This is a genomic window from Klebsiella sp. PL-2018, from assembly GCF_019048985.1.
GTDB lineage: Bacteria > Pseudomonadota > Gammaproteobacteria > Enterobacterales > Enterobacteriaceae > Klebsiella > Klebsiella michiganensis.
Genome location: NZ_CP077673.1, coordinates 412,384 through 429,712 on the forward strand (window position 1 = coordinate 412,384; position 17,329 = coordinate 429,712).

At 53.6% G+C, this 17,329-nt stretch carries 13 protein-coding genes; 9 read left to right on the top strand and 4 right to left on the bottom strand.

All coding sequences use genetic code 11. The features are described from left to right. Nucleotides 1-132: 132 nt before the first annotated feature. On the top strand, nt 133-660 hold the full coding sequence (gene ssb1, locus MKleb_RS01910; protein WP_004097799.1) for a single-stranded DNA-binding protein SSB1: 528 nt from the start codon (nt 133-135) through the stop codon (nt 658-660). Between the two features lie 86 nt (nt 661-746). Here the strand turns inward: ssb1 and MKleb_RS01915 are convergent, their stop codons facing one another. Next, nucleotides 747-2,333, bottom strand: coding sequence for an MltF family protein (locus MKleb_RS01915; protein WP_217076412.1), 1,587 nt, complete (start codon nt 2,331-2,333; stop codon nt 747-749). A gap of 595 nt (nt 2,334-2,928) precedes the next feature. On the opposite strand from MKleb_RS01915, the gene MKleb_RS01920 reads away from it, so the two are divergent. Beyond that, nucleotides 2,929-5,190, top strand: a complete 2,262-nt coding sequence (locus MKleb_RS01920; protein WP_025107697.1) for a TonB-dependent siderophore receptor — start codon at nt 2,929-2,931, stop codon at nt 5,188-5,190. A gap of 269 nt (nt 5,191-5,459) precedes the next feature. Here MKleb_RS01920 and MKleb_RS01925 read toward each other — a convergent pair whose 3' ends face one another. Continuing rightward, nucleotides 5,460-5,810, bottom strand: coding sequence for a helix-turn-helix transcriptional regulator (locus tag MKleb_RS01925; protein ID WP_025107696.1), 351 nt, complete (start codon nt 5,808-5,810; stop codon nt 5,460-5,462). A gap of 445 nt (nt 5,811-6,255) precedes the next feature. Between MKleb_RS01925 and bamA the strand changes: the two genes are divergently transcribed. Together bamA and iraM are read left to right on the top strand one after the other, a co-directional pair. Next, the gene (gene bamA, locus MKleb_RS01930; RefSeq protein ID WP_025107695.1) at nt 6,256-8,679 is read left to right on the top strand and encodes an outer membrane protein assembly factor BamA; all 2,424 of its coding nucleotides are present in this window, start codon (nt 6,256-6,258) and stop codon (nt 8,677-8,679) included. 319 nt (nt 8,680-8,998) lie between these two features. Beyond that, the gene (gene iraM, locus MKleb_RS01935) at nt 8,999-9,388 is read left to right on the top strand and encodes an anti-adapter protein IraM (protein WP_004097807.1); all 390 of its coding nucleotides are present in this window, start codon (nt 8,999-9,001) and stop codon (nt 9,386-9,388) included. Between the two features lie 156 nt (nt 9,389-9,544). Here the strand turns inward: iraM and MKleb_RS01940 are convergent, their stop codons facing one another. Further along, nucleotides 9,545-9,826, bottom strand: coding sequence for a YjcB family protein (locus MKleb_RS01940; RefSeq protein ID WP_004097808.1), 282 nt, complete (start codon nt 9,824-9,826; stop codon nt 9,545-9,547). 543 nt (nt 9,827-10,369) lie between these two features. Between MKleb_RS01940 and MKleb_RS01945 the strand changes: the two genes are divergently transcribed. Beyond that, the gene (locus MKleb_RS01945) at nt 10,370-11,974 is read left to right on the top strand and encodes an EAL domain-containing protein (RefSeq protein ID WP_025107694.1); all 1,605 of its coding nucleotides are present in this window, start codon (nt 10,370-10,372) and stop codon (nt 11,972-11,974) included. Here the strand turns inward: MKleb_RS01945 and soxS are convergent. Continuing rightward, entirely contained in the window at nt 11,959-12,288 is a 330-nt protein-coding gene (soxS, locus tag MKleb_RS01950; RefSeq protein ID WP_004097813.1) for a superoxide response transcriptional regulator SoxS, read from the bottom strand. The two genes, MKleb_RS01945 and soxS, sit on opposite strands and share 16 nt — an antisense overlap. Before the next feature lie 84 nt (nt 12,289-12,372). On the opposite strand from soxS, the gene soxR reads away from it, so the two are divergent. From soxR to MKleb_RS01970, 4 genes are all read left to right on the top strand, one after another. Then, a complete protein-coding gene (gene soxR, locus MKleb_RS01955; RefSeq protein WP_004097815.1) occupies nt 12,373-12,831 on the top strand; it encodes a redox-sensitive transcriptional activator SoxR in 459 nt (152 codons plus the stop codon). A 257-nt stretch (nt 12,832-13,088) separates the two neighbouring features. Beyond that, nucleotides 13,089-13,757: a glutathione S-transferase family protein gene (locus MKleb_RS01960; protein ID WP_025107693.1), complete on the top strand. Its 669-nt coding sequence runs from the start codon at nt 13,089-13,091 to the stop codon at nt 13,755-13,757. 389 nt (nt 13,758-14,146) lie between these two features. Further along, complete coding sequence (locus tag MKleb_RS01965; RefSeq protein WP_004097818.1) at nt 14,147-15,496, top strand: NCS2 family permease; 1,350 nt, start codon at nt 14,147-14,149, stop codon at nt 15,494-15,496. A 147-nt stretch (nt 15,497-15,643) separates the two neighbouring features. Then, a complete protein-coding gene (locus MKleb_RS01970; RefSeq protein ID WP_025107692.1) occupies nt 15,644-17,290 on the top strand; it encodes a Na+/H+ antiporter in 1,647 nt (548 codons plus the stop codon). Nucleotides 17,291-17,329 lie beyond the last annotated feature (39 nt).

Below are 17,329 nucleotides of genomic sequence, written 5' to 3' on the forward strand. Positions count from 1 at the left end.
TCCGGTGGGATGTGTAAAAATGTCGCACCGCGAGAGTTATCTGGAACCTACTTCCCAGCTATCAACATAGTACCTGGAAATGGTACACTCGCGCGTTTACACTATTAAGAAACGCATTCAGGAGACACAAACATGGCCAGCAGAGGCGTAAACAAGGTGATTCTCGTCGGTAATCTGGGCCAGGACCCGGAAGTACGCTACATGCCGAGTGGTGGCGCAGTTGCCAACATTACGCTGGCTACTTCCGAATCCTGGCGTGATAAAGCGACCGGTGAGATGAAAGAGCAGACCGAATGGCACCGCGTTGTGCTGTTCGGCAAACTGGCGGAAGTGGCCGGCGAGTATCTGCGTAAAGGTTCTCAGGTCTATATTGAAGGCCAGCTGCGTACCCGTAAATGGACTGACCAATCCGGTCAGGAAAAATACACCACCGAGGTTGTCGTTAACGTTGGCGGCACGATGCAAATGCTCGGCGGTCGTCAGCAGGGCGCGGGCGCCCCGGCAGGCGGTGGTCAGCAGCAGGGCGGTTGGGGCCAGCCTCAGCAGCCGCAGGGCGGAAACCAGTTCAGCGGCGGCGCGCAGTCTCGTCCGCAGCAGCAGGCGCCGGCTGCCCCTTCCAATGAGCCGCCGATGGACTTTGATGACGATATTCCGTTCTAACGAAGCGTTAGCGTCGTAAAGTCATCTCTGAAAAAGCCCCTGTTCGGGGCTTTTTCTATTTTGTCACCCAGGCCATCTGCGCTATTTCACTGCGTGGCAGGTGTGGCAGGTGTGGCAGGTGTGGCAGGTGTGGCAGGTGCGGCAGGCATCCCCACTGTCGGCACGACCTGATTTTTGGAGGCCGTCGTCGCCTGCTGTTTACGCGCTATTTCATCCACGATCAGCCGGTAAGCGATGTAATATTTATAGATATTGCTGACATAGCTTACGGTCTCGGAGCCGATCTTCTCGGCGGCCAGATACTCCACGTTGCCAAACCAGACGTTCGGATCAAAACCGCGCTTTTTGGTATCCGCCCGCAGCCGGGCGATGCGCGCGGGGCCCGCGTTATAAGAAGCGAATGAGAACAGCGCCTTATCAAGCTGGGTCATCGGTTCATCGCCATAGTAGCGGTCTATCATCCAGCGCATATATTTCACCCCGGCATGAATGTTGGGGTCGAGCTGCTTAATATCGCCGACCTTCAGCTCCTTGCCGGTGCTCGGCATTACCTGCATAACGCCAATTGCGCCGACGTGGCTACGCACCGACTGATTTAGCCGCGACTCCTGATAGCCCTGCGCGGCCATCAGCAGCCAGTCAACATCGTAGCGATCGCCATATTTGCGGAAGATCTCCACCATGGTCAGAAATTTACGCCGCTCTTTTTGCGCCGCCGCGTTTTTAACGTACCTGGCATCCTTCAGGTAGCGCAGCAGAATCGTATTACCCAGCTTGCTGCCCTGACGATTCTTGTTGATGAATTCATTAAGCAAGGCCAGCAGCTGCGGGCTATTGTTGCGTACCGCCCAGCCGATATTGCCTTCCTTGCGCAGAATGATGTTCTGATGAACCTGAATGTTGGGGAAAACCTGTTTCCAGAACAGAGCCTTGTGGCGGTCGACGACGGTCAATGGAATCAGGCCCGCGTTAAGCATCTCTATCAGATCTTCATCCTCCAGCGCTTCGGGCGCCGGTTCGATGGTGATGGGGGGCAGCGATTGCTGGGCAAAGCGCGCGTTGAGCGCGACCAGGCTCTCGTAATAGCTCGATGAGGTACGCACAAAGACCGTTTTACCGGAAAGCTGCTGCAGATTTTCCACTTTGGGCGAGCCGGGGCCGGAAAGAAGCAGCTCCTGAACGTGAGAGTAGATTGGCGCGGTAAAGGTCATCTCCTGCTGGCGAGCGGGGGTAATCGTCAGGTTGGCGGCGATAATATCCCCCTTACCAGCGTTAAGCGCGCTGATGAGCTGGTCGCGGGCAACCGGAACAAAGATGATACGGACCTTAAGATGACGATGTTTGAGCTTTTTCTCCTTCGTCAGGCTTTGATTGAGGCTTCGCTCAAACTCCATAAAAATATCGTGAGTGGCGCCGCGCTGCGTCCCTTTGTTAATAAAGAAAAAGGTTTTGCTGAAGGTGGTTAATACGCGAATGGTTCGCCGGTCGAGCATACCCGGTAAATCTCCCTTCCATGGCTGCAGCATATCGTCAACGTTGACTTCCAGGGCCTCGCGCTCCTCGGGCTCTGACAGTTTATTCTCTGTGGCGGCGTAAACGGATGTGAAGCATAGCAGGGCGGCAAGGCATGCAAGTCCGCCGACAAGGTATCGATAGAACGACGACGTATTCATGGCGCGGTGCTCCGCAGGAAGATTTCCTTATTTTAGTCAATTTCTGGCCGTTAGCATGCCCGGCGATCGAGAATGTCGGTCGGTTAATCAGCTATTTTATTAATTAACAGGCTCAGTATTTATAGTGAAATAATAAAGAAATAAATATCGGTAATTATGGAGAGAATATGCTCAGATTGTGTTTTTTTAGTGTGGATATATTTTGATTATTTAAAGTGCAAATAAGGAGTAAACGTAAGTAATTATTTCATCTTTTTGTTTTTATTGAATTATTTAAAATTATTGCTGTGATGCATAATTATCCACTTGATAATAAATCTCATTTCTAATAACGTTGTGTGGCACAATACTCCTATTACTGCTGTTCGGCGAATGCTATCAAAGAATAGCGCGGTGCGTTTATTTCTTCATTTTTGCCAGAGTAATAAATCTATTTTGGTCGCTCATTATTTATTGCTATCCCTATTTAAACGGGAGGGCCTGACTACGCCAAAAAAAGAGATGTTACGCCAGGCATGGAAGACATGGCCGGTGTTTATCTGGCGGATGAAGAAGGCGTGCCCCGACGGCTAAAAAGAAAAACAGGGCATATTCCATGAAATACGATTCACACTACTCGCTGGCCGTGCTGATCCCGATGGCCATCTGGGGAGGGATGCTGCCGGCGCAGGCCGCTGACAGCAACACGCCAGACGATACGAAGAAATCAGAAACGGCTACGGCAAATGATGACGAAACCATGGTGGTCACCGCGGCGGCGCAGACGCTGCAAGCGCCCGGCGTGTCGACCATCACCGCTGAGGAGATCCGTAAACATCCGCCCGCGCGCGATGTCTCTGAGCTGATTCGTACCCAGCCCGGCGTCAACCTCACCGGCAACTCCACCAGCGGCCAGCGCGGTAATAACCGTCAGGTCGATATTCGCGGCATGGGGCCGGAGAACACCCTGATTCTGGTGGATGGTAAACCGGTGACCAGCCGTAATTCCGTGCGCTATGGCTGGCGCGGCGATCGAGATACGCGAGGTGATACCAGCTGGGTACCGGCGGAAATGATCGACCATATCGACGTGATTCGCGGCCCTGCGGCGGCCCGCTACGGTAATGGCGCGATGGGCGGGGTGGTAAATATCGTCACCAAACCGGCCACCAGCGAATGGCATGGATCGTGGAATACCTATATGAACGCACCTCAGCACCGTAAAGAGGGCGCGACGAAGCGGACAAACTTCAGCCTCAATGGCCCGCTATCGGATGAGGTCAGCTTTAATTTATGGGGAAATCTGAGCAAAACGCAGGCCGATGCCCAGGATATTAATTCCGGTCACGAAGCGGCGCGAACCGGTAGCTATGCGGGATCGTATCCGGCTGGACGCGAAGGCGTAGTGAATAAAGATATCCACGGTAAGCTGCGCTGGGAATTTGCGCCGATGCAGGCGCTGGAGTTTGAAACCGGCTACAGCCGCCAGGGCAACCTGTATGCAGGCGATACCCAGAATACCAATACCAGCACGCTGGTGAAAAGTATGTACGGTAAAGAGACCAACCGCCTCTATCGTCAGACTTATGGCGTCACGTGGACCGGCGGCTGGGATAACGGCGTGACCAGCAATACTTACGCGCAGTATGAGCACACCCGTAACTCGCGTATGAACGAGGGTCTGGCGGGGGGAACGGAGGGGATCTTCTCCAGCAGCGAATTCTCCGATATCGACCTGTCGGATGTGCTGCTGCACAGCGAGGTGAATATTCCGTTTACCCTGGGATTCGAGCAGAATCTGACGCTGGGTACCGAGTGGAACCAGCAGCGGATGAAAGATGGCGTATCGACCACCCAGTCGCTCTCTTATGGCTCCATTGACGGTATCTCGGCAACCGGGCGTAGCCCCTATTCCAGCGCCGAGATTTTCTCGCTGTTTACCGAAGATAATATCGCGCTGACCGAGAGCACTATGCTGACGCCGGCTCTGCGCTTCGACCATCACAGCATCGTTGGCAATAACTGGAGCCCATCGCTGAACCTCTCGCAGGGGCTGTCGGATGACTGGACGCTGAAGCTGGGCATCGCCCGCGCCTATAAAGCGCCAAACCTTTATCAGCTCAACCCGAACTATATTCTCTACAGCAACGGCCAGGGCTGCTATGCCAGCAGCTCAGCCTGTTACCTGATGGGGAACAGCGATCTGAAGGCGGAAACCAGCGTTAATAAAGAGATTGGCCTTGAGTATAAGCACAACGGCTATCAGGCGGGGCTGACCTGGTTCCGTAACGACTATCATAACAAGATTGAATCGGGCTACTCGGCGGTGGGAACGGCCAGCAACGGCACGACCAATATTTATCAATGGGAAAACGTACCGAAGGCGCTGGTTGAAGGGCTGGAAGGCTCATTAAACCTGCCGGTAAGCGAAACGGTCAACTGGAGCAACAACCTGACGTGGATGCTGCAGAGTAAGAACAAGACCACCGGCGATCGCCTGTCGGTGATCCCGCAGTTCACCCTTAATTCGACCGTCAGCTGGCAGGTACGCGACGATCTTTCGCTGCAGAGTACTTTCACCTGGTATGGTCGGCAAAAACCTAAGCGCTTCAACTATAAGGGCGAGGCGGTATCCGGCAGCGAGCTGAATGAAGTGAGTCCTTACAGTATCGTCGGGCTCAGCGCGACCTGGGATGTGAATAAAAACCTGAGCCTGACCAGCGGCGTGGATAACCTGTTCGATATTCGCCACTACCGCGCCGGTAACGCGCAGACCACGGGGAATTCGACGACCGGCGCCTATCTGTATGGCGCGGGCGCGGAGACCTATAATGAATCGGGTCGGACGTTTTATGTCAGCGTGAATACGCACTTCTGATTATCTACTCAAACACCCGCCGGGATAGTGAACTATTCCGGCTTTTTATTTTTTATGTCGGGGAAAAAGGCCGGAGATATAAATGATGACAAAATCTCCACGGCTTCTACACAATTAACTCAACTTAGCAGCTTACACTGTTTCCTGTTGATCGGGTCTGCTTGATCCCGGAAACGATTAACGGTGGCATCCTGCCATTTCCATTCTAACGTTGTGTTCCTCTTCCCCCTTCCATTCCCAACCGCAGCAATGCGGAGGAGGGGGATCCCCTATCCGGAGATACACAGGATTTTGCGAAACTGGCCAGGCGTAATCGCATAGTATCTTTTAAAGGTACGGTTAAAGGCGCTGATATCTTCATAGCCCGCCATAATACAAATATCAACGATGCGAAAAGCCGGTTTAACCTTTAATAAATCAAGGGCTAATTGCATCCGCTGTTGGCGAATATAGGCCATTGGCGACATATTAAAATAGTGACGAAACAGGCGAAAAAGATGCCATTCAGAATAGCCGGAAAAGAGGCTCAGCGCCCGCATGGTGAGCTTCTTTTCAAGATTGTTTTTTATCCATTGCACCAGCTCGCTAAGCACTGAACGCTGAATTTCATTTCGTGGCATGATATCTACTCATTTCATTATAATGGCAATCTGGCTGCATAATTTATTCACTGTCTCTTCATTTTATCTACGGGGTTATAGGTTAGTTTGTGGCTGTTCCTGGTTTATCCCAGAGAGCATCATTCCTAACAAGATCTTTTTCCCCCTTTCAATCAATGAGAAAGGGGGCTTTTTGTTTTTTTAATTAAAAAACAAAAGATGTTGAATTTTAATGTTGTCAGGAAATGCTTATCTGACTGGGTGGGAGAAGGAAAGTTCCATTAGAAAATAATTTTTTCACCATTCTCATATATCCATTTTTTCTCCATTTTCTCGTCATAATTGCGTGCAATTCTGCGCCTCGTTCAGGTTATTTAAAACGGCGTCAGAATCTGTCTGGCGCAATGAACTGCATTATTCCCAGCAGGTATCTGCTATTGCCAAATATCTTTTAGACGACACCTCCATGCTAAAAAAAACGAGTCTCATCGCCGGTCTATTGATTTCCCCTTTAACGCTTTACGCATCAACCGCCTATACGGTAGATGACATTCGTTTCGAAGGGCTACAGCGCGTTACCGTTGGCGCTGCGCTACTGAGCATGCCTGTTCATACGGGAGAAGAGGTTTCTAACGAGGATATCAGTGATTCGGTCCGCGCCCTGTACGCCAGCGGCAACTTTGAGAACGTGCAGATCCTGCGCGATGGCAGCACGCTGGTGGTGCAGGTCACAGAGCGGCCAACCATCGCTAAAATCAGCTTTTCCGGGAATAAATCCGTTAAGGATGATGCTCTCAAAGAGAATCTGGCCGCCAGCGGTATTGAAGAAGGCAGCGCGCTGGATCGCAATGCGCTCACGGAAATAGAAAAGGGGCTCCAGGATTTCTATTACAGCGTCGGGAAATATAGCGCTCAGGTCCATGCTGTCGTCACGCCGCTACCGCGTAATCGCGTTGATTTAACCTTTGTCTTTCAGGAGGGGGTATCGGCAAAAATTGCGCAAATTAATATTATTGGCAACCAGGCCTTTAGCGCAGAAACATTGCTGGACCAGCTGCAGCTTCGCGACAGCGTTCCGTGGTGGAACGTGATTGGCGATAAGAAATACCAAAAGCAAAAAATGGCGGCGGATCTTGAGACCATCCGTAGCTATTATCTCGATCGCGGCTACGCGCGTTTTACCATTAACTCCAGTCAGGTCAGTATTACTCCGGATAAAAAATCGCTGTATATCACGATCAATCTTACCGAAGGCGATCGTTATAACGTGGCCAGTACGGTCGTGACCGGCGATATGGCGCAGCATAACCAGGAAATTGAAGCGCTGGTGAAGCCTTTAGCGGGGAAATGGTACAGCGGCGCGGAAATCACGGCGGCTGAGAACAGCATTAAGACGCTGCTGGGAAAATACGGCTATGCCTGGCCGCAGGTTAATACCGCGCCGGATATTGATGAGACGAAAAAAAGCGTCGTTTTGCATATTAACGTCAATGCCGGACGCCGTTATTCGGTTCGTCAGATTCGCTTTGAGGGTAACGATACTTCCCGCGATGCGGTGCTGCGTCGCGAAATGCGCCAGATGGAAGGCGCGTGGCTGAATGACGAGAAAGTCGAGCAGGGGAAAACGCGGCTGGATCGTACCGGATTTTTTGAAACCGTCGACAAGCAGATCGTTCCGGTAAGCGGTAGCCAGGATCAGGTGGACGTGGTCTATAAGGTGAAGGAGCGCAATACCGGCTCCTTTAACGTTGGTCTGGGCTTTGGTACCGACAGCGGCGTGAGCTACCAGCTCGGCGTCACTCAGGATAACTGGCTGGGGACCGGCAATAGCGTCAGCTTCAACGGCACGCGCAACAGCTACCAGTCCTATATTGAGCTGGGAGCGACGAACCCTTACTTCACCGTGGATGGCGTCAGCCTCGGCGGCAAAATTTTCTACAACAGCTACGACGCCTCGGATGCCGATTCCGGAAGCTACAACCAGCAAAGCTACGGCGTTGGCAGTACGCTGGGATTCCCGATTAGCGAGAATAACGCCCTCAACCTTGGCCTGGACTATGTCCATAACCGCCTGACCAATATGGAGCCGGAGCTCACCACCTGGAGCTATCTTAACTCACGGGGCATCTATCCTGACGTCGTCACCAAAGACGGCGACAGCGGTGCGACCTATAGCGCCAATGACTATTTTGCCAGCGTTGGCTGGAGCTATAACAACCTCGATCGCGGTTTCTTCCCGCGGGCTGGGAATAAAAGCAGCCTGACCGCCAAGGTCACCGTACCCGGTTCGGATAACAGCTATTACAAAGTGACTTTCGATACCACCCAATATATGCCGCTGGCCGAGAGCAAAAGCTGGGTATGGATGGAGCACCTGCGCGCGGGCTATGCCGATGGGCTGAACGGCAAATCGGTGCCGTTTTACGATAACTTTTATGCCGGCGGATCGTCGTCGGTTCGCGGTTTTTCGTCGAATACGATTGGCCCAAAAGCGGCTTATTATCGTTGTAATGGTTCTGAAAGCAGCTACAGCACCTGTCCGCTGGACTCATCATCCGATGCGGTTGGCGGTAACGCGATGGCGGTGCTGAACAGCGAGTTTATTGTGCCGACGCCGTTTGTGAATGACAAATATGCCGACAGCCTGCGAACGTCGCTATTCCTCGACGCCGGTACGGTATGGAGCACCTCCTGGCAAAATACCGGCCAGACGCTGGCGGCCGGGATCCCGGACTATGGCGATCCGTCGCATATCCGGATGTCTGCCGGGATTGCGGTGCAGTGGATGTCGCCACTGGGCCCGCTGGTGTTCTCCTGGGCTGAACCCTTTAAAAAATACGATGGTGATAAAGCCGAGCAGTTCCAGTTTAATATTGGTAAAACCTGGTAATCCTGCTGCTTATTATTTGAAGGAGAGCTCGGTTCTTTGTGGTAAATGCTAAAAATAGTACCGCAGGCTACCGCTGTGGGTAGCCTGTAATTAATTGTCAGTATATTCTTATTTATGTATATTCCTGCGGGGCGCGCTTCTGGCTATTATGGTTAACCATTCATTATTAGAATGCTATATTTAAGGTAAGCCTTATTGAGTACGGGTGGTATTGAGTATTGTCTGATATCACATTATTAATCGATAACCTTGCGGTTAGCTATCATGGATGCTATCACTATATAGAGTCATTTATCAGCAATGCCAGCAAGGATAAAAAATGAAATGGACTATTCATAATACGCTTGTCTGCCCGTATTCCGGCGTGGCTTTTTCTTCGATTTCCAGCCTGCGGTTTTTAAAGTTTATTCTTTGGTATGAAGCCGACATTTTATTACTGCCGGGAGAGTCGATGAAGCTCTACTCGTCCAGCGTGTTAATTAACGAGCAATATCATGCGGTAAAGGTTTATAACATCACGCGATACGATGAAGCCCAGTGGGAGAAACTGCGGGAGCGGCCTTCTTGTCCGTATCAATCTACCGCCACGACGGCAAACGCCTGTTCTTACCAGGCGCACTGCGCAATAAAACGCTGCCCGAACAACTTTCCACGCGGGCTATTGGGCAGTCGTCCGTCGGCCAGCGGAAGCGTTATAACCAGACCATAATGGTGTCATCGCTGCGGTGTATATCGGTGATGGGTTTAGGCTGTCGCAGAGGGGGAAATCGCGGGTGGCGGTGCTGTGCACCTGTCCGGGCAACCGGTTCACCGCCGTCTGGTGGTCCGGTCAGCGACATCGGCGCCCGGATAAGGTGGGCCGACATCAGGTCATCATCATCGGCCATTCTGGCGGAGTCTGGCTCATGACTTCAATCATCACGTCCTTGATATTGCCCCAGATTTTCGCCACGTCCAGCAGCGTAATGCCTAACAGACCGGTGGCGAACCAGCAGGCTGCGGCCAGGCCCATACAGCTACAAATCACCGCTAAACCGGCATAATCGCTTTTACGTAGCTGAATGTTCAACGAGCTGGCCAGAAACATCAGCACTGCGCTCACGAGTGGCCAGCGCAAAAGCACGACACTGGTAGTAATGGAAGCCATCAACCTATCCTCAACGAAATTTGGGAGCCTTTGACAACCGGATGAGACTGACGATGGAACGGCGCTCTGGCTATCTTCAGGCAAACAAGATCGTAATGAAACAACGTTTTTGTTTCATCAGCTAATGTGAACTATATCACACTTGTTCTTTTATTCACCAGCCAAAAATGGTGTTTTCTTGCGCTTATTAGCCATGTAAATAGCAGGGTTAATAAGGAGGGCGCGGGGCTTTCTTGCAATGTGAAGGCTGATTATAAGGGATTATCGGCGGTTTTGGTTTTTTAATAAGGTTTATGTTCTGCGGATTTTATTACTTATTCTGGCTAATTATACGGATAAACCGAATGACATAGTGGAGCTAATCTCATTATGTTGAGAATGTTTCTCCAGTGGTCCTATAAGCCAGTATTATTCATAATTCATCGTCATGAGGTTTTTACGTCAAAGCGTGGGTTGCTGAGATGCTCCGTTCATATCACAGTAAGCAGAGTCATCGGGGCTGTTCACCTTGATTAAGGCGTATCGCATGGATAAAAAGCGGAAATGAATCATAGCGCGCCGCATAAGGCGTTGAGAATATTTGGCATCGTGCTGGTCATTCTGCTGCCGGTGCTGCTGGCGTTGTGGTTTGCGCAAATTCGCGCCAAAGCGGAAACCGCCGATCAGCTGAGGCTTTTTTCTCGACTGGCGCTGCAAAAAACGGAGATGGTGATTCGTGAAGCCGACGAAGCGCGCGATAAAGCCCGCTTGTATCAGGGAGCGATATGTTCACCACAGCATCAGCAATATTTGCTCGGTATTGTTCGCGGCCTGCTCTATATCGACGATTTAATCTACGCCAACGGCACCCATTTCTTCTGCTCCACTTCGGTTCGCCGCCAGACGGGGTGGCAAATTCCGGCCGCAACCTATACCAAAAAGCCGGATGTCGCGATTTACTACTACCGCGAGACCCCTTTCTACCCTGGCTATGCGATGAACTATATGCAGCGCGGCAACTATGTGGTGGTGGTTAATCCGCTCTCATACAGCGCGTTGATCACCAGCGACCGCGACCTCGCCTGGGGCGTTTTTGATACCAAAACCCACCAGTTTTTTTCCGTCAGCAAGAATGCCGACCCCGATGAGCTGCATCGCCTGATTCGCGCTGAAGCGTCTTTATTTCACCAGGATGGCCGCGTTTATACCATCGCCCATTCCACCGTTCGCCCGATAGCCGTCATTATGTCCACTTCGCGCGTCAGCTATTATCAGAATTTTTATAATCAGGTGACCCTGACGCTACCGCTGGGGCTGATTTGCAGCGTATTGCTCCTGCTGGTGTGGTCGCGCACCCGTCAGCAGTACCACTCTCCGCGGAAGATGCTGCAGCGCGCGTTAAACCGTCGTCAGCTGTGCCTTCACTATCAACCGGTTATCGATATTAAAAATAACCGCTGCGTCGGTACCGAAGCATTATTGCGCTGGCCAGGCTTTGATGGGCCGGTGATGAGTCCGGCGGAGTTCATTCCGATGGCGGAAAATGAAGGGATGATCGCCCAGGTCACCGACTATGTCATCGATGAGGTATTTTCCGACCTGGGCGAGTTTCTGGCGCGGCAGCCGCATCTGTACGTGGCGATTAACCTCTCCGCTTCCGATTTCCATTCCGCACGCTTGATTGAGCACATCAACGAGAAGATCCAGCGCTACGCGGTCAAGGCGGAACAAATCAAAATCGAAGTGACCGAACGCGGGTTTATCGACGTGGCGAAAACGACGCCGGTGATCCAGGCGTTCCGCGATGCGGGATATGAAATCGCCATCGATGATTTCGGCACCGGCTACTCCAACCTGCACAATCTTCATGCGCTCAACGTCGACGTTCTGAAGATTGATAAATCTTTTGTCGACATGCTGACGAGCAATACCACCAGCCACCTGATTGCCGAGCATATTATCCAGATGGCAAACAGCCTGCATTTAAAAATCGTGGCTGAAGGCGTCGAAACGGCAGAGCAGGTAGCCTGGCTCCAGCAACGCGGCGTGCAGTACTGTCAGGGGTGGCACTTTGCGAAAGCGATGCCACCGCAGGAGTTCATGCTGTGGCTGGCGAATGAGCGCACCTGCCTCAGCCCCTATCAGCCGCACTATCAGGCAGAAATTTGATGGCGATAGGCGGTCGGCGTTCGGTCAAATTCGCGACGGAACACCCGCGAGAAGGTTTGCTGCGACACGTAGCCGAGATCCATCGCGATATCAAAAATAGGGCGCTGGGTGGTTCTTAGCGCTTCCGCGGCGAGCAGCAGGCGGCGCTGGCGAATGTAATCGCCCAGCGTTTGATGCATCACGGCGCGGAACATCCGCTGCAGATACCATTTCGAGTATCCCGATTTTCTGGCGACTATATCAATGTTAAGTGGTTGATCGATATGTTCATCAATCCATTCAATAAGCGTTTGGATAATATCCTGATGGGACATAAAGCGGCCTCTCTCAATTCTCGATTCGTCGTTTTGTCTGCGGGCGAGTATAATTCCTCAAGTTAACTTGAGGTAAAGCGCTTTATGGAAAAGAAATCACCCCGCATCAAAATGCTGCTGACGCCCGGCGAAGTGGCAAAACGAACCGGCGTGGCCGTCTCCGCGCTGCACTTTTATGAAAGTAAAGGGCTGATCCACAGCCAGCGCAACGCGGGCAATCAGCGGCGCTACCGGCGCGACGTCCTGCGCGCGGTGGCGATCATTAAGATTGCGCAACGCATTGGTATTCCGCTGGCGACCATCGGCGACGCGTTCGGCGTACTGCCGGAAGGGCATAACCTCAGCGCCAAAGAGTGGAAGATGCTGTCGTCCCAGTGGCGGGAGGAGCTGGACCGGCGCATTCATACCCTGACCGCGCTGCGCGATCAGCTCGATGGCTGTATCGGCTGCGGCTGTCTGTCGCGTCGCGACTGCCCGTTACGCAACCCGGGCGATAAGCTGGGTGAAGAGGGGACCGGCGCGCGATTGCTGGAGGATGACTAAAAAACTAAAGCGCCACAACAGGGCGCTTTAGTTGTTTTCCGGTCTTGGTCTTTCGCACTATCCCGCTGGTACGCAGGAGGGTTTCCCCCGACGTCGGCTCACCTCAGTATTGCGCAATCTTTGATGGAGGTTCCGGTTTGCGCCGACAATTTAAGTGTGGCTCTTTTCTCTGAATTTGCCTCTTCAGTTTGCCGAAAAATTCCCGGCATCCGCCGCCTGTTCCTATAGTTAATTTGAACAAACAGCGGGAGAGGCCCATGTTAACGGTACATCATCTCAATCAGTCACGATCGCAGCGCGTGTTATGGGCGCTGGAAGAGCTGCAGCTGCCTTATCAGGTTGTCTCTTATCAGCGTGGCAAGGATATGCTCGCACCGGCGGAATTAAAAAGCGTTCATCCGCTGGGTAAATCGCCGGTGGTTGAGGATAACGGCCACATTCTGGCGGAGTCCGGCGCCATTCTGGAATATTTACAGGAAACCTATGATAGCGCCCGGCGCTTAAAACCTGAGTCGGTGGAAGATAAGCTGCAATATCGCTTTTGGCTGCACTACGCCGAGGGGTCGCTGATGCCCCTGCTGCTGATGAAGCTGGTGTTTGCCAGCCTGGGCAAACCGCCGGTGCCGTTTGGTATGCGCACGCTGGGTAATGCGTTGGGCAAGGGGGTACAGAATGCCTGGCTTAACCGCCAGGTGGACACCCATGCCCGCTTTATTGAAGCGCACCTTTCCCGCCAGCGCTGGTTTGCCGGCGCTGAGCTGAGTATGGCCGATATTCAGATGAGCTTTCCCGCGATGGCGCTGCTGGCGCGCGGCGGCGTGGAGAATTTACCCCATCTGACGCAGTGGGTTCAGCGCGTGGAGCAGCGCCCGGCCTGGCAAAAAGCGGTTGAGCGCGGGGGGCCGTTCACCTTACCCGGCGAATAAACTATTACTAAAGCCGATGACCGGGGAAAATTGCTATCAGCGCAATACAAAAATGTTACCGGATTGCGCATGGACGATAACGTTTGCGCATCGGCTGGTTATTTCCTGAACGTCATAAGCGAAATTTAGCGAAATACGACAAACTTCAGTTGAAAAGGCCCGTCTAAAGGCTGGATAATCGTTTGCCTTTTTATTTTGCTCATCATTTCCTCTGCTGACAGAGGGGAGCAAAGTCATTCTTCACACCGTACTGTATGCGCGGAGTTAAACGTTTGCTTTTTCGCGGCCCCTGGCGCTGCGATGTAGCACAAGGAGATCGCGTTTAGCTGGCAGTGGATGGTCCACCACGCATTCGGACGAACGATAAAAATTCTCAGGGGAAGTTTTCTATGTCTACGCCTTCAGCGCGTACCGGCGGTTCATTGGACGCCTGGTTTAAAATTTCTGCTCGCGGCAGCACCGTGCGTCAGGAAATCGTTGCCGGTCTTACCACCTTCCTGGCGATGGTTTACTCCGTCATCGTGGTGCCGGGTATGCTCGGCAAAGCGGGTTTTCCACCGGCTGCGGTATTTGTTTCCACCTGTCTGGTTGCCGGCGTCGGCTCGCTGGTGATGGGGCTGTGGGCGAACCTGCCGCTGGCGATTGGCTGCGCCATCTCGCTGACCGCGTTTACCGCCTTTAGCCTGGTACTGGGTCAACAGATCAGCATTCCGGTCGCGCTGGGCGCGGTGTTCCTGATGGGTGTCCTGTTCACCGTGATCTCCGCGACCGGCATTCGTAGCTGGATCCTGCGTAACCTGCCGCAGGGCGTGGCGCACGGTACGGGGATTGGTATCGGTCTGTTCCTGCTGCTGATTGCCGCCAACGGCGTGGGCCTGGTTATCAAAAATCCGCTGGATGGTCTGCCGGTGGCGCTGGGTAATTTTGATAGCTTCCCGGTGATTATGTCGCTGGTCGGGCTGGCGGTGATTATCGGCCTCGAAAAACTGAAAGTGCCGGGCGGTATCCTGCTGACGATTATCGGCGTCTCGATTATCGGCCTGATCTTCGATCCTAACGTTCACTTCTCCGGTATCTTCGCCATGCCGTCGCTGAGCGACGATAAAGGCAACTCGCTGATCGGTAGCCTGGATATCGTGGGCGCGCTGAACCCGGTGGTGCTGCCAAGCGTGCTTGCGCTGGTGATGACCGCGGTGTTTGACGCTACCGGAACCATCCGCGCGGTGGCCGGCCAGGCGAACCTGCTGGATAAAGACGGGCAGATTATTAACGGCGGCAAAGCGCTGACCACCGACTCCCTGAGCAGCGTCTTCTCCGGCCTGGTCGGGGCGGCGCCGGCGGCGGTGTATATCGAATCCGCTGCCGGTACTGCGGCGGGCGGCAAAACGGGCCTGACGGCAGTGACCGTCGGCGTGCTGTTCCTGCTGATCCTGTTCCTCTCTCCGCTCTCGTATCTGGTGCCGGCTTATGCCACCGCGCCGGCGCTGATGTACGTCGGCCTGCTGATGCTGAGCAACGTGGCGAAAATCGATTTCAACGATTTCGTCGACGCGATGGCGGGCCTGATTACCGCGGTCTTTATCGTGCTGACCTGCAACATCGTGACCGGCATCATGATCGGCTTTGCGTCGCTGGTGATCGGTCGTCTGGTGTCCGGCGAATGGCGTAAGCTAAACCTGGGTACGGTGATCATCGCCGCGGCGCTGGTTATCTTCTACGCCGGCGGTTGGGCGATTTAACTTTTCCTGCTAACAACGGGCGGCTTTGGCCGCCCGTTTAATTTTTAAGCCACATCCTGTTTCCTTTTGCGTTAATCTGAGTAGCGTATTATGCCGAGACATGACGCCTCAGATGTAAAAAAAAGACACGCAGCAAACAGGGAACACATGGAAATATTCTTTACCATACTCATCATGACCCTCGTGGTCTCTCTCTCCGGGGTGGTTACACGCGTACTGCCCTTTCAGGTTCCACTCCCCTTAATCCAAATTGGCATCGGCGCGCTGTTGGCCTGGCCTACCTTCGGATTGCACGTTGAATTCGACCCCGAACTCTTTCTGGTTCTGTTCATTCCGCCGCTGCTTTTTGCCGATGGCTGGAAGACGCCAACCCGTGAGTTCATAGAGCATGGACGGGAAATTTTCGGTCTGGCGCTGGCGCTGGTGGTGGTAACGGTGGTCGGTATTGGCTACCTCATCTACTGGATCGTGCCGGGTATTCCGCTGATTCCGGCTTTTGCTCTGGCGGCGGTTCTGTCGCCAACGGATGCCGTGGCGCTGTCGGGAATTGTCGGCGAAGGGCGCATTCCGAAAAAAATAATGGGCATTTTGCAGGGCGAAGCGCTGATGAACGATGCCTCCGGCCTGGTCTCCCTGAAGTTCGCCGTTGCGGTGGCGATGGGCACCATGGTCTTTACCGTCGGCGGCGCGACGGTGGAGTTCTTCAAGGTGGCGGTCGGCGGTATTCTCGCGGGCTTTGTGGTCAGCTGGCTGTACGGGCGCTCGATGCGCTTCCTCAGCCGCTGGGGCGGCGATGAACCGGCAACGCAAATTGTGCTGCTGTTCCTGCTGCCGTTCGCCTCTTATCTGATCGCGGAGCATATCGGCTTTTCCGGGATCCTGGCGGCGGTCGCCGCGGGGATGACCATTACGCGTTCCGGGGTGATGCGCAGCGCGCCGCTGGCGATGCGCCTGCGCGCCAACAGCACCTGGGCGATGCTGGAGTTCGTGTTTAACGGCATGGTCTTCCTGCTGTTGGGCCTGCAGCTGCCGGACATCCTTTCCAGCTCGCTGGTGGCCGCAGAAGCGGATCCCAACGTCGAAACCTGGATGCTGTTTACCGATATCATTCTGATTTATGCCGCCCTGATGCTGGTGCGTTTTGGCTGGCTGTGGACGATGCGCAAACTGAGCCAGCGTTTCCTGAAAAAGAAACCGATGGAGTTCGGCTCCTGGACCACGCGCGAGCTGCTGATCTCCTCCGTCGCCGGCGTTCGCGGGGCGATTACCCTTGCCGGCGTACTGTCTATTCCTCTGCTGCTACCGGACGGCAACGTCTTCCCGGCGCGCTATGAGCTGGTGTTCCTCGCCGCCGGGGTGATTCTGTTCTCACTGTTCGTCGGCGTGATTGTGCTGCCGATTCTGCTGCGCCATATCGAGTCGACCGACCATGTCCAGCAGCGCAAAGAGGAGCGTCTGGCGCGGGCCGCTACGGCGGATGTGGCGATTGTCGCGATTCAGAAAATGGAAGAGCGTCTGGCTGCGGATACCAAAGAGAATATTGATAATCAGCTGCTGACCGAGGTCAGTTCGCGGGTGATTGGTAACCTGCGTCGTCGCGTTGATGGCCGCAACGATGTTGAAACGTCGATGCTGGAGGAGAGCCTCGAACGCCGGTTCCGCCTGGCGGCGCTGCGTTCCGAACGCGGTGAGCTGTACCACCTGCGCGCCACCCGGCAGATCAGCAACGAGACGCTGCAGAAGCTGCTGCACGACCTCGATCTGCTGGAAGCGCTGCTTATAGAAGATCAGTAACGCCGTACCTGTTCCCCGGGTCAGGCGTTGACGCCGCGA